This is a genomic window from Bradyrhizobium sp. CCBAU 21365 (genome assembly GCF_015291305.1).
In the GTDB taxonomy this organism is placed as follows: domain Bacteria; phylum Pseudomonadota; class Alphaproteobacteria; order Rhizobiales; family Xanthobacteraceae; genus Bradyrhizobium; species Bradyrhizobium elkanii.
The window spans coordinates 8990146-9003869 of the sequence record NZ_CP030036.1 but is presented as its reverse complement, the minus strand read 5'-3'; the positions used below and the strand labels follow the sequence as shown (position 1 = coordinate 9003869).

The following is a 13724-nucleotide window of genomic DNA, read 5'->3' as shown; positions in this document are numbered from 1 at the left end:
GCGGGCGCCGCCAGGCGGCGAACCATCGCGGTCTAAAGCTTGTAGCCGATGTTCCGCAGCAGATCCTTCCGCCACGTAATGTCGGCGTCGGTTTCGACACCCAGCGGCGAGGCGCCATCCACCACGCCGAGCACGCCGCGCCCGAGTTCCGTCTGCGCGACGATCACCTGTGTTGGATTGGCCGTCGAGCAATAGATGCGGCAGACCTCCGGCACTGCGCGCACCGCCGGCAGCACGTTGACGGGAAAGAACCCGTCGCCGAGGAAAATCAGGAAGGTGTGACCGGCGCCGATCGCCAATGCGTTGTCGCGTGCCAGGGCGAGCGAGGCGTCGTCGTTACCGGAGCAGCGCACCAACCGCTTGCCGGAGGCCTCGCAGAAAGCCACCCCGAAGCGGATGCGCGGAACCGCGCCCACCAGCGCTTCGTGAAGGTCTTCCACGGTCTTGATGAAATGCGACTGGCCGAAGATGAAGTTGGTCTCATCCGGCTTGACGATGGGCACCACGGTGAGTTCCATGGCTCCGCTCCTGCACGTGAACTCCTCCATGGTAGGCCGTCGGAGGGCGTTTGCAAGCGGCCACAGGCGCTCAAATGTGCCGGCTGTCTGCTTCGGCCCACGCCGACCAGACCCAGCGTCCGTACTCACGACGGCTCTCAAGGGGGACCGGAAATCGCCGGGAGGTTGCGCGCCGAAGGGCGGCAATTGTGGTATCCTTCGTCAAGCGCGATGGCCCGTATGTTGCGGCCCCTCGCAAAAGGCCGCGAAGCGTACCGAGCGTCGCTAAGGATCTGAAGGGAGCGCTTTCGGGGCTCGAGGAGGATCAACGCCGTGAAGCGGGACTTCGACCTCATCGTCTATGGCGCGACGGGTTACACCGGGGGTCTCATCGCCGAATATCTGGCGACATCCTATCGCGGCGACGATGCTCCGTCCTGGGCAATTGCGGGACGCTCGACCGACAAACTCCAGAAAGTGCGTGCCGACGTCGGCGCACCGGACGATTTGCCGTTGGTGAAGGCGGATGCCGCCGAGCCGGCCAGCCTGCGTTCGATGTGCGAGCGCGCGGCCGTGGTCGTCACCACGGTCGGGCCCTATCAGCTTCACGGTTCCGAGCTAGTGGCGGCATGCGCGGCCACCGGCACGGCCTATGTTGATCTTTGCGGCGAACCGGGCTGGATGCGGGGTATGATCGACGCCCATCACGAAGAGGCAAAACGGACCGGCGCGCGCATCGTCTTCTCCTGTGGCTTCGATTCCATCCCGTTCGATCTCGGTGTGCTCACGTTGCAGGAGAAGGCGCGCGAGAAATTCGGACGCCCGGCGCGGCGGGTGAAGGCCCGTCTACGCAAGGTGAGGGGTGGCATGTCTGGCGGCACCGCGGCGAGCGCTCAGGCGACGCTGGCCGCCGCGGCGCGCGACCCGGCCCTGATCCGGCTGCTGACCGATCCCTTCGCGTTGACGCCGGGCTTCACTGGGCCGTCTCAGCCGTCGGGCCTCGTCCCCGAATATGACACGAGCATGCACGCGTGGCTCGTGCCGTTCCCGATGGCGCCGATCAACACCAAGAACGTGCACCGCACGAACTTCCTGTTGGGCCATCCCTACGGCAGGGACTTCGTTTATGACGAGATGATGGTGGCGCCGGGACTTGGCGACATCGCGAGCGTGACGACGGAGACCTTCGCCACGGTGGTGTCCTTGTTCGGGACCGGCGGTCTCAAACGCGGCGCAGGCCCGACCCGGGAAGCGCGCGAGAGGGGCTTCTACGACATCTTCTTTCTGGGCGAGGTGCCGGATGGCGGACGGGTCGAAGCCGTTGTCACCGGCGACCGCGATCCGGGCTATGGCTCGACCAGCAAGATGATCACCGAAAGCGCTCTCTGCGTCGTGCGCGACGTGCAGGGCGAGGGCGGCATCTGGACGCCGGGCGCGCTGATGGGGCCGGCCTTGCGCAACCGTCTAAAGGAGCGCGCCGGCCTCACCTTCAGTGCGCGTTGAGGTCGCGCAGTCGGCAGGTATAGCAGCCCGTTCGGTTAAAAAAGCGACTAGAGGGCGATCATACGATCTTCCGCTACGATACTTGAGCTTGGCTCCGACTCATCTGCTTGCAAGGAAGGCAGCCCTAATCCAGGGCCAAGCAATTGACGGCAGCGAAGCAGCGCCGCAGATCCGAACAGTGCGTCGAGACCGGTCCGAAGCAACATCGGTAACTCGCTCGGCTGTTTCATTGTCGCACGGGCCAGCGCGGCGAGATCAATTGTCCCGTTTGCACGCACTGCGGCCAGGGCGGCGGCAGGAAGCTGCCGACCGGCCGGATCCATGATCACGCGGACGGCAGTCATCGGGAGGCCGCGCGCTGCAGCGACACTCGCCGCCACATGGGATTCGTTATCGACCGCCAGCGCGCCTGTACTCATATGCAGCGAGCGCTTCGCTTCTGGATGCATGGCGACGGTGGCCACACCAGCAATAGGGCCATAAATCGAACCGGGGATGAGTCGAAGCAAGGCTTGCGACCAGTCCCGATCAGTGAAGAGCTGAATCGTTTCCGAAACGATCGCCGATGCTACGACGCATGCGCCTGCCGGGAGGTCGGGCGAAAGGCCGCCCGCGACGCCAAAGCTGATGAGACCGTAGCAATCCTCAGCAATTGCCGACGCGAGAGACTCCGCGAGCGTGCTGCCATCGCCACTGCAGATCGCCTGCGTATGCAGGTCTGCAGCGATCCGCGCCTCAAATGCAAGTCCCGTGACTCCAATCACCGATGCCATGAGTCCGCTCCAGGGATGCCGCGCTGGACGGTGGGTGTCCGCACATGCGGGTCGTATCAGGAGTGTCCTGCTCCAACGCCAAATCGCAAATGACTAACGAGTTAGTTTCTGACGGATATGTTAGCTGCTTTGTTTTGGCGCCGTGATAAATGCTGCCCTAGGGCCGGGATCCGTGGCGAGCGTGAGATCGTGCCGGAAGCTGCAACAGCGCACTTGACGAGCCAACTCGGCGACCTCACGGGACGCGAGCCGATGCAATGTCCGCCACATCTCCAGGTCATTGTGCGGAGCGATTTGGAGCATTGTCCGCGCTGGCAGTTCGCCTTCGCGAGCGAGCGCAAGGATCATCGATACTATGAGTTGGTCGAGGATACCCTTCATCCCGAGTTCGATTACCGGTATTTCCTCATCAAGGATGCGGTTGACCAGGTTTGTGCTGTACAGCCATTCTTCCTAATGGACCTGGATTTGCTGGCCGGTGCGAGCCCGCGGTTTGGCGTACTCATCGACGCCATTCGCCGGATGTGGCCAGGTTTGATGCGCGCCCGTGCGCTCATGGTGGGGTGCGTTGCCGGGGAAGGTCATCTTGACGGGAACGAGGCCTGCCATCGGGGCTGCGCGGAACTGCTGGCCTCTACGATTGCAATACATGCTCGCAGGCTCGGGGCGCGGCTGATCGTGCTCAAGGAGTTTCCGGCGCGATACCGACCAATCCTCGACTGCCTGATCGCTCACGGCTTCACCCGCATCCCCAGCCTGCCCATGACCAGGCTTTGCATCGATTACGCCAATTTCGATGACTATATGAATCATGCGCTCAACAGCGCAACCCGTAAGAAACTTCGCAAGAAGTTTGAGGCGACAGCGCGGGCCTCTCCATCCGTCGAGATGAACGTCGTCAACGACGCGACGCCGGTGATCGCGCAGATCTATCCATTGTATTTCCAAGTCTATCAGCGTTCGAAACTGCACTTCGAGAAGCTGACGGAACAATACTTCTGCGACTTGGGGCGGCGGATGGGGGACAAGGTCCGCTTCTTCCTCTGGCGTCAGAACGAGCGGATCGTCGCGTTTGCCGCATGCATGGTACACGGTGACGCGATTTATGCGGAGTACATAGGTCTCGACTACGATGTCGCCTTAGACCTGCACCTCTATCATTATGTGTTTCGCGACATGGTGAGCTGGGCAATCGCCAACGGGTACAAATGGTTTCGCAGCAGCGGGCTGAACTATGATCCAAAGCTGCACCTGAGGCACTTGCTTGACCCGATCGACTTATACGTCCGGCACACCTCCGCGCCGATCAACTCAGTGTTGAAGCGCATTTTGCCGGTGCTCGAGCCGACGCGATATGACGAGACGCTTGCGAAGTTTCGTAACTATCAGGAGCTTTGGGCGCAGCCCGAGACTGGCCTTGGGTCCGTCGAGGACACAGCCTAATCCACCAAAATCACCCGCACGTCATTGACGTTGGTCAGCGTCGGCCCGGTCAGGAGCAAATCCCCGGTCTGCGCGAAGAACCCCGTCGCATCGTTGTTCTCGAGATAGGCCTTCGGATCGAGGCCGATCGATTTCATCTTCGCGAATGTCGCCTGGTCGATCACGGCGCCGGCCGGATCGGTCGCGCTGCCGGCGCCGCCGTCGGCGCCGTCGGTATCGGCGGCCAGCGCCGCGACGTCGGGCGTATCCTTCAGCAGGCCGGCCAGCGCCAGCGCGTATTCCTGGTTGGGGCCGCCGCGGCCGCTGCCGCGCACCGTCACCGTGAGCTCGCCGCCGGAGATGATCGCAACCCGCTTACCTTCGCTGCGCGCCTTCAGCGCAAGCCGCGCATGCTCGGCCGCGACGTCGCGGGCCTCGCCTTCGAGATCGGCGCCGAGCGCGATGGTCTCGTAGCCGGCGTCCTGCGCGACCTTCACGGCGGCGTCGATCGAGGCCTTCGGCTTTGCCAGCAGTTCGAATGTCGCCCGCGCGAAGGCGGCATCGCCGGGCTTGCAGCTTTCGTTCGCGGGGTCGTCGAGCGCGCGACGGACCGCGTCGTCGATCGAGAGATTGTATCTGGCGACCAGCGCGCGGGCATCCGCCAGCGTGGTCGGATCCGGCACCGTCGGCCCCGAGGCGATCGCGGATGGATCGTCATGCGGCACGTCCGATATCGCCAGCGTCACGATCTCGGCGGCGTGCTGGCCGGCGCGCGCCAGCCGTCCGCCCTTGATGCGCGACAGATGCTTGCGCACGGTATTCATTTCGCCGATCGGCGCGCCGGAGCGCAGCAGCGCGCGGTTGACCTGCTGCTTCTGGGTAAAGCTCACGCCCTCGACGGGCGCGATCCAGTTCGCCGAACCGCCGCCGGTCAGCAGCACCAGCAGGAGATCGTCCGGGGTCGCTGTCGCGGCGAGCTGCAGCGTGTCGTCCGCCGCCCTGAGCCCGGCCTCGTCGGGCACGGGATGACCGGCCTCGACGACCTTGATGCGGCGGGTCGGCACGCCATGGCCATGACGGGTGGTGGCGATGCCGACCAGCCGCGACGGATCGAGCTCGAGCGCGTCGAGATAATGCCGCTCGGCCGCCGCTGCCATCGCCGCGGCGCCCTTGCCTGCGCAGAGGCAGATCACGCGGCCCTTCGGCGCCGGCCGCAGCCGCGACGCCAGCACGACATCGGGATGCGCAGCCGCCACCGCGGCATCGAAGATCGAACGCAGGAAGGCACGACGGTCGGTCATGGCTGAGCTTTCGTGAGAGGGGAGGCGCCACGATGGGATTGCATTTCCCTCTCCCGCTTGCGGGGGAGGGTTAGGGTGGGGGTGTCGCCGCGAATCGTATTGTGGGAAGAGCCCCCACCCGGATCGCATCTTTGATGCGATCCGACCTCCCCCGCAAGCGGGAGAGGTGAAATAAGAGCGCAGGGCGCGGATCGAATCAAAAAGCTGCTGCCTCTAGTTTCCGCCGACTTCGCCGCTGATGACGTCGCCGAACAATTGCCAGCGCTCGCCCTTGAACTGCATCAGCTGCAGTTGCTCGATCGGCTGGAAGTCGGCAGGCCCGGTCGACAGCGTCACGCCGGGCAGCAGGCCGCCCTGCGCGAATTGCTTCAGGCTCGCCGCCTGCTTCATCACATTGGCGCGGGTGAGGTCGTCGCCGCAGCGGCGCAGCACCTCGACCATCGTGGTCGCCATGTTGTAGCCGGTCATCGCCGAGGCATCGACGCGGTTGGTATCGGGCATGTATTTGGCGAGCAGTTCGTCGAACGCCTTCATGCCGGCATCGTCCTTCCATTGCGGATCGCTGGCGTCCTTGGCGTAGGCGGCCGAGATCACGCCCTGCGCATTGTCGAGCCCGGCCGGACGCATCACGGTCGCGGTGGAGGCCGAGACGTTGGAGACGATGGTCACCGGCTTCCAGTTCATCTCGCCGAGCTTCTTGATCGCCTGGGCGCCGAATTTCGGTGTGGTGAAGAAGACGATGACGTCGGGATTGGAGGATTTCAGCCGCACCACATGGGAATCGATCGTCGGCTCGGCGACTTCATAGCTCTCCTTGGCGACGACGCGCGCGGGGTCGCTGGCGAAGCCGTCTTCCAGGCCCTTGAGGTAGTCCTTGCCCATGTCGTCGTTCTGGTAGAGCACCGCGACCTTGGCGGCGGGCTTTTCCTTGAGCAGATATTTCGCGTAGATCCGCGACTCGCTCTGGTAGCTGGGCAGCCAGCCCATGGTCCACGGGAAGGCCTTCGGATCGTTCCACTTGGTCGCACCGGTGGCGACGAACAGCTGCGGCACCTTCTTGGCGTTGAGATATTTCTGGATCGCGGTGTTGGAGGCGGTGCCGAGGGTGCCGAACAGGAACAGCACCTCGTCGCTCTCGACCAGCTTGCGGGCCTGCTCGACGGCCTTCGGCGGCGAGTAGGCGTCGTCATAGGAGACGAAAGTGATCTTGCGCCCGTTGATGCCGCCGTCGTCGTTGACCTTCCTGAACACCGCGGCCATCGCCTTGCCGACCACGCCATAGGCCGACGCCGGGCCGCTATAGGGCACGATGTTGCCGATCTTGATCTCGGTGTCGCTCGCACCGGTGTCGTATTTCTTCTGCGCCCATGCGGCATTGCCGGTCGCGGCGGCGACGGCGAGGCCGAGCAGGGCGGTTGCGACACGGTGTCGGATCGGCATCGGCATTTCCCGAAATCTCCTTGTTGTTGCCGCCGCGCAAGGGCGCCGGTTTCTTGTCGGGGGTCTTGCCGGTTTACCTAGCGTATTGCCGGGCAAAGTGTAAGCGGGCATTGCCGGGCCGGCCTGCGAGCAGGGCCGTGGCTCTAAATTCTGGTTTCTGACGCGTTTTCTTCGCACGAACCGGTCCCCGCTTCGCCCGAGAACGCGCCAACAAAAAGCCCCCCGCGACGGTATCGCAGGGGGCCATTCCCGGTCGAGGGGCGGCAGGAAATCAGCCGCCGACGTCGGCGCTGATGACGTCGCCGAACAGTTCCCATTTTTCGCCCTTGAACTTCATCAGCTGCAGCTGGCTGATCGGCGCGAAATCGTTTGCCGCGGTGTTGATCTTGACGCCAGGCAGCAGCACCTCGGAGCGGAAGTCCTTCAGGCTTGCGGCCTGCTTCATGATGTTCTCGCGGGTCAGGTTGTCGCCGCACTGCTTCAGCACCTGGACCAGCGTCTGCGCCACGCCGAAGCCGACCACGGTGCCGCCGTCGAGCTTGTCGCCTTCGGGGAAGTCCTTGGCCATGAAGGCGTAGAACTCCTTCATGCCGGGGTCATTGTCCCATTGCTTGTCGGAAGCGTCCTTCAGGTAGGCGGCGGAGATGATGTCCTGCGCGTTCTCGAAGCCGGCCGGCTTGATCACGCTGCCGACCGAGGCCGACACGTTGTTGAGGAAGTGGGTCGGCTTCCAGCCGATCTCGGCGACCTTCTTGATCGCCTGGGCCGCGAATTTCGGCGTCGCGATGTCGATGAAGACGTCGGCGTTGCTCGCCTTCAGCTTGACGATGTTGCTGTCGATGGTCGGCTGCGAAGTCTCGAAGCTCTCTTCGGCGACGATCATGCTGGCGGCTTTCTGGCCGAGCCCGTCCTTCAGGCCCTTCAGATAGTCCTTGCCGTAATCGTCATTCTGGTAGAGCACGGCGATCTTGGCGTTCGGCATGTTCTTCAGGATGTATTTTGCGTAGATCTGGGTCTCGCTCTGGTAGTTGGGCTGCCAGCCCATGGTCCAGGGAAAGTCCTTCGGGTCGTTCCACTTGGTGGCGCCGGTGGCGACGAACAGCTGCGGCACCTTCTTGGAGTTCATGTATTTTTGGATCGCCGAGTTCGACGGTGTGCCGAGCGAGTTGAAGATCAGCAGCACCTCGTCGCTCTCGACCAGCTTGCGGGCCTGTTCGACGGCCTTCGGCGGCGAGTAGGCGTCATCGTAGGAGATGAAGTTGATCTTGCGGCCATTGATGCCGCCGGCGTCGTTGATCTTCTTGAAATAGGCGGCCTCGGTGCGGCCGATGATGCCATAGGCGGACGCGGGGCCGCTGTAGGGCATGATGTTGCCGATCTTGATCTCGGTGTCGCTGGCGCCGCTGTCGTATTTCTTCTGGGCAAGCGCAGCGCTGCCGGATGTCGCGACGAGCGCGAGCGCGGCCCCGAGGACCGCAAGTCTTTTGGTGGCGGACATCTATGTCTCTCTCCCTGTTTGTCAGACGCATGTGTCTCGGCCCCCTTGCCTGAGAGCTCTTTATTTGGCTGCAGTGATTATCATTTTGGGCGGTTCGCCTCAATGAGAAGCCCCTGCGACAATGCCGCAGGGGCGGTATCTTTGGTCGACCTTTCCGGCCTAGCCGCCGACGTCGGCGCTCAAGACCTCGCCGAAGCGCTCCCAGGTCTCGCCCTTGAAGCGGATCAATTGCAGTTGCGAGAGCGGCGCGAAATCGGTCGCCGAGGTGTTGACCTTGACGCCGGGCAGCAGGCCGCCGGGCTCGTAATCGCGAATGCTGGCCGCCTGCTTCATGATGTTCTCGCGGGTCAGATTGTCGCCGCAGGCCTTGAGCACATGGACCAGTCCCTGCGAGACGATATAGGCGTACATCACCGAGGCATCGGCCCGGTTCGCTTCCGGATAGTACTTATCGAGGAATTCGTTCCAGGCGATCATCGCCTTGTCGGTCTTCCACTGCGCGTCGGTCGGATCCTTGAAATATTGCGACGAGATGATGTCCTGGGCGTTCTCGAAGCCTGCCGGCTTGATCACGCTGCCGATCGATCCGGAGACGTTGTTGAGGAAATGCAGCGGCTTCCAGCCGACCTCGGCGTTCTTCTTGATCGCCTGCGCCGCGAATTTCGGCGTCGTGATGTTGAAGAACACGTCGGCGCCGGAGGCCTTCAGCCTCACGATGTGGGAATCGATGGTTGGCTCCGTCACCTCGTAGCTGTCCTCGGCGACGATCATTGACGCTGCCTTGGCGCCGAGCCCGTCCTTGAATCCCTTCAGATAGTCCTTGCCGTAGTCGTCGTTCTGGTAGAGCACCGCGATCTTGGCGTCCGGCTTGTTCTTCAGGATGTACTTTGCATAGATGATGGACTCGCTCTGGTAGTTGGGCTGCCAGCCCATCGTCCAGGGGAACTCCTTCGGGTCGTTCCACTTGGTGGCGCCGGTGGCGACGAACAGCTGCGGCACCTTCTTCTGGTTCATGTATTTCTGGATCGCCGAGTTCGGCGGCGTGCCGAGCGAATTGAAGATCAGCAGCACTTCGTCGCTCTCGACGAGTTTGCGCGCCTGCTCGACGGTCTTCGGCGGCGTGTACGCATCGTCGTAGCTGATGAAGTTGATCTTGCGGCCGTTGATGCCGCCCTCGGCGTTGATCTTCCGGAAATAGGCCTCCTCGGTCTTGCCGATCACGCCATAGGCGGAGGCCGCCCCGCTGTAAGGCATGATGTTGCCGATCTTGATCTCGGTATCGCTGGCGCCGGTGTCGTATTTCTTCTGGGCAAGCGCAGCGCTGCCGGATGCGGCGACGAGCGCAAGCGCAGCGGCAAATGCCGTCAATTGTCGTATTCCAGACATGCCGTTTCTCTCCCTGATTGCAGATGATGTGTCGTGGCCCCCTGTTTCGAGAGCTCATTGTTGGTCGTAAAAACTATCATCTTACCTGGGGTGTCTCAATGAAAAGCCCCTGCGGCATTGCCGCAGGGGCTGCGTCTTTAGTCGATCACCCTCAAGCGGGCCGCTGCTCAAAAATCCGCCAACGCGCGGGCTTGTGCGCCGCGCCAACCGCAGAGATTGCGGTCGGGTAAAGCGGCGCCGTTGAGTTGAGCGCGGATCGAACAGACCGGCGTGCCGATCAGTTGCTCAGATTGCTCGAAATGATGTCCCCGAACAGCTCCCACTTTTCGCCCTTGAACCGCATCAAGCGCAGTTGCTTGATCGGCGCGAAATCGGTGGCCGACGTGTTGATGCTGATACCCGGCAGCAGCGTATCGGGGACATAATCCTTCAGGCTTGCGGCCTGCTTCATGACATTGGCGCGGGTGAGGTCGTCACCGCACATCTCCAGCACCTTCACCATGGTCTGCGCGGCGGCGTAACCGAAGGCGGTGGCGCCGTCGAGCTTATTGGCGTCCGGATAATTCTTCTTGAGGAAGGCGAGGAATTTCTCCATGCCGGGATCCTTGTCCCACTGCGGATCGGCGCCGTCCTTGAGATAGGACGCCGACAGGATACCCTGCGCATTCTCGAAGCCCGCCGGCTGCATCACGCCGCCGACGGAGGCCGAGACATTGGCGACGATCTGCAATGGCGTCCACGCGATCTCGGCGGCCTTCTTGATCGCCTGTGCCGCGAATTTCGGTGTCGTGATGCTGACGAAGGTGTCGGCACCGGCGGCCTTCAGCTTGACGATGTGACTGTCGATCGTGGGCTCGGATGTCTCGTAGGCTTCCTCGGCGACGATCATCGATGCCTTGTCGCCGAAGGCGTCCTTCAGGCCCTTGAGGTAGTCCTTGCCGAAATCGTCGTTCTGGTAGAGCACGGCGACCTTAGCGTCGGGCTTGTGCTTCATGATGTATTTTGCGTAGACCCGCGCCTCGTCCTGGTAGGACGGTTGCCAGCCCATGGTCCACGGATAATCTTTCGGGTCGTTCCACTTCGAGGCGCCGGAAGCGATGAACAGCTGCGGCACCTGCTTCTCGTTCATGTATTTCCGGATCGCCGCGTTGCTCGCGGTGCCGACCGAGCCGAACAGCAGCAGCACCTCGTCGTTCTCGACCAGCTTGCGCGCCTGCTCCACCGTCTTGGGCGGCGAGTAGCCATCATCGTAGGAGATGAACTTGATCTTGCGGCCGTGGATGCCGCCGGCATCGTTGATCATCCTGAAGTAGGCCGCCTCGGTCTTGCCGATCACCCCGTAGGCCGACGCGGGACCGCTGTAGGGCATGGTGTTGCCGATCTTGATCTCGGTGTCGCTGGCCCCGGTGTCGTATCTCTTCTGCGCCTGCGCGACACTGCAGCTCGTCAGGATCAGAGCGAATGCGGACAGCAGCGCCGCCAGGGACGGGCGTACGGCAGTCATGGTTTCCCCCACCTCGGGCTCTTGGTTTCGGTTATTCAATACCATCGGCGCAGGGCGTCAACAAAAAGCCCCCGCGACGGATATCGCGGAGGCTGTGTTTTATTCCCGCAGTGCAACGTCACTCGGAGGGGACGTCGCCGGAAATGATGTCACCGAACAGTTCCCATTTCTGGCCCTTGAAACGCTGCATCTGCAGCTGGGCGATCGGGGCGAAGTCGGTGGCCGAGGTGTTGATCTTGACGCCGGGCAGCAGAGTGTCGGGCGTAAAGTCCTTCAGGCTCGCCGCCTGCTTCATGACGTTGGCGCGGGTGAGATCGTCGCCGCACATTTCGAGCACCTTGGCGAGCGTCTGTGCGGCGCCATAGCCGTACACATAGCCGCCGTCGGTCTTGTCGGCGCCCGGCATGTACTTGTCGAGAAACTCGGCCCACTTCTTCATGCCGGGGTCGTTGGCCCACTGTGTGTCGGCGCCGTCCTTGGCATAGGCCGCCGACAACACGCCCTGCGCGTTGTCGAAGCCGGCCGGCTGCATCACGCTGCCGACCGAGGCCGACACGTTGGTGATGATCTGCAGCGGCTTCCAGCCGAGCTCGGCGGTCTTCTTGATGGTCTGCGCGCCGAACTTCGGCGTGGTGTAGATCAGCAGCACGTCGGGATTGGCGGCCTTGATCTTGACGATGTGGCCGTCGATCGACGGCTCCGAAATCTCATAGCTCTCCTCCATGATGATGCTGGAGGCCGCCTTGGCGCCAAAGCCGTCCTTGGTGCCCTTGAGGTAGTCTTTGCCGAAATCGTCGTTCTGATAGAGGATCGCGATCTTGGCGTCGGGCTTCTCCTTCATCAGCCACTTGGCGTAGATCTGCGCTTCGCTCTGGTAGCTCGGCTGCCAGCCCATGGTCCACGGGAAGTTCTTCGGGTCGTTCCACTTGGTGGCGCCGGTCGCGACGAACAGCTGCGGGATCTTCTTGGAATTCAGGTATTTCTGGATCGCGGTGTTGGACGGGGTGCCGAGCGGGTTGAAGACGAGCAACACCTCGTCGCTCTCGACCAGCTTGCGCACCTGCTCGACCGCTTTCGGCGGCGAATAGGCGTCGTCATAGCTGACGAAATTGACCTTGCGGCCGTTGATGCCGCCGCGATCGTTGATCATCTTGAAGTAGGCTTCTTCGGTCTTGCCGATCACGCCGTAGGCGGAGGCCGGTCCCGAATAGGGGATGATGTTGCCGACCTTGATCTCGGTATCGCTTGCGCCGGTGTCGTATTTCTTTTGGGCGAATGCGGCAGTGGACGTCGCGGCAACAGCGACGATCGCCGCGGAAATCGCGGCGATCCGAACGGTAGAAAGCATAATATCTCCTGGTTTGCTTCTATAGGCTGTCAGTTTTTCTTGAACTTTGCGGCCAGTTGGTGGGCAACGATCGCAACCTGCCTGGCGCCGTGCGGCACGAGGAAGATGACGAGGAACAGCAGCACGCCGAACACCGCGCCCGAAAGGCCCTTCGAAATACCCTCGGCGATGTTGGGCACGAAGATGATGAAGGCGGAGCCCACGATCGAGCCGGGCAGCCAGCCGACGCCGCCGACCACCATGCCGAGGAACAGCGAGATCGCGAGCTGGATGGTGTAGCCGTCGGGCGCCACGAACTGCACCGCGATGGCGCCGAGACCGCCGGCAACGCCGGTGATGCCGGCCGAGACGCCGAATGCCAGCGTCTTGTACAGCGCGACGTCGACACCCATCGCGGAGGCCGCGATCTCGTTGTCGCGGATCGCCATGAAGGCGCGGCCGGAGCGCGAGCGCAGCAGGTTCACCGAGGCGACGTAGATCGCGATGGTGACGACCAGCGTGAAGTAATACAGCCACATGTCCTGCGACAGCGGCAGGCCGAAGGGGGCGTCCGGCTTGGTGACCACGAGGCCCTGCACGCCGCCGGTCCAGTGCTCGAAATAGCCGAGCTTGAGCAGCTGCGGCATCGCGGTGGCGAGGGCGAAGGTCGCGAGCGCCAGGTAGACGCCGGAAAGCCGCAGCGCCGGCTGGCCGAACAGGAAGCCGAAGCCGAAGCAGATGACGCCGGCGATCGGCAGCGTGAGGGCATAGTTCATGCCCGCATGCTCCATCAGGATCGCCGAGGTATAGGCGCCGACGGCATAGAACGCGCTCTGGCCGAGCGAGAACTGGCCGCTTCCGCCGGTCAGGATGTTGAGCGCCAGCACCGCAAGGCCGTAGATCAGAAGCATCGTCATCTGGAAGATGATGAAGTTCTTCACGAACAGCGGGATCAGGACCAGCGCGGCAAGCACCACAAGCGACGTGCCATAGCCGAGCGTCATGGCACGCTTCGGAACCGCCTCTACGGCCTGGCCTTCGGTGGGGACTTCGACTTCTTCAGCGGCGCTCAT

At 62.8% G+C, this 13724-nt stretch carries 11 protein-coding genes; 2 read left to right on the top strand and 9 right to left on the bottom strand.

Going from position 1 to position 13724, the window contains the following annotated elements; translation table 11 throughout:
* Window positions 1-32: 32 nt before the first annotated feature.
* Window positions 33-518: an adenosine-specific kinase gene (locus XI02_RS42630; protein ID WP_016840941.1), complete on the bottom strand. Its 486-nt coding sequence runs from the start codon at window positions 516-518 to the stop codon at window positions 33-35.
* Window positions 519-830: 312 nt separating this feature from the next.
* On the opposite strand from XI02_RS42630, the gene XI02_RS42625 reads away from it, so the two are divergent.
* Complete coding sequence (locus XI02_RS42625; protein ID WP_172646512.1) at window positions 831-2000, top strand: trans-acting enoyl reductase family protein; 1170 nt, start codon at window positions 831-833, stop codon at window positions 1998-2000.
* Window positions 2001-2047: 47 nt separating this feature from the next.
* Here the strand turns inward: XI02_RS42625 and XI02_RS42620 are convergent, their stop codons facing one another.
* Window positions 2048-2773 carry an adenosylhopane nucleosidase gene (locus XI02_RS42620; protein ID WP_172646513.1) on the bottom strand — a complete coding sequence of 242 codons (726 nt, stop codon included), beginning with the start codon at window positions 2771-2773 and terminating at the stop codon, window positions 2048-2050.
* 213 nt (window positions 2774-2986) lie between these two features.
* On the opposite strand from XI02_RS42620, the gene XI02_RS42615 reads away from it, so the two are divergent.
* Window positions 2987-4216: a GNAT family N-acetyltransferase gene (locus XI02_RS42615; RefSeq protein WP_172649012.1), complete on the top strand. Its 1230-nt coding sequence runs from the start codon at window positions 2987-2989 to the stop codon at window positions 4214-4216.
* On the opposite strand, the gene XI02_RS42610 is transcribed toward XI02_RS42615, so the two are convergent.
* From XI02_RS42610 to XI02_RS42580, 7 genes are all read right to left on the bottom strand, one after another.
* Window positions 4213-5496 carry a glycerate kinase gene (locus XI02_RS42610; protein ID WP_172646514.1) on the bottom strand — a complete coding sequence of 428 codons (1284 nt, stop codon included), beginning with the start codon at window positions 5494-5496 and terminating at the stop codon, window positions 4213-4215. The genes XI02_RS42615 and XI02_RS42610 overlap by 4 nt on opposite strands.
* 213 nt (window positions 5497-5709) lie before the next feature.
* Window positions 5710-6942 carry an ABC transporter substrate-binding protein gene (locus tag XI02_RS42605; RefSeq protein WP_172646515.1) on the bottom strand — a complete coding sequence of 411 codons (1233 nt, stop codon included), beginning with the start codon at window positions 6940-6942 and terminating at the stop codon, window positions 5710-5712.
* A 265-nt stretch (window positions 6943-7207) separates the two neighbouring features.
* Entirely contained in the window at window positions 7208-8434 is a 1227-nt protein-coding gene (locus XI02_RS42600; protein WP_194483337.1) for an ABC transporter substrate-binding protein, read from the bottom strand.
* Window positions 8435-8593: 159 nt separating this feature from the next.
* On the bottom strand, window positions 8594-9820 hold the full coding sequence (locus XI02_RS42595) for an ABC transporter substrate-binding protein (protein ID WP_069280351.1): 1227 nt from the start codon (window positions 9818-9820) through the stop codon (window positions 8594-8596).
* A gap of 277 nt (window positions 9821-10097) precedes the next feature.
* Window positions 10098-11324 (bottom strand): ABC transporter substrate-binding protein, encoded by a 1227-nt coding sequence (locus tag XI02_RS42590; RefSeq protein ID WP_172646516.1) that lies wholly within the window; start codon window positions 11322-11324, stop codon window positions 10098-10100.
* A gap of 118 nt (window positions 11325-11442) precedes the next feature.
* Window positions 11443-12672: an ABC transporter substrate-binding protein gene (locus XI02_RS42585; RefSeq protein WP_172646517.1), complete on the bottom strand. Its 1230-nt coding sequence runs from the start codon at window positions 12670-12672 to the stop codon at window positions 11443-11445.
* A gap of 29 nt (window positions 12673-12701) precedes the next feature.
* Window positions 12702-13724, bottom strand: a complete 1023-nt coding sequence (locus XI02_RS42580) for a branched-chain amino acid ABC transporter permease (protein ID WP_038376647.1) — start codon at window positions 13722-13724, stop codon at window positions 12702-12704.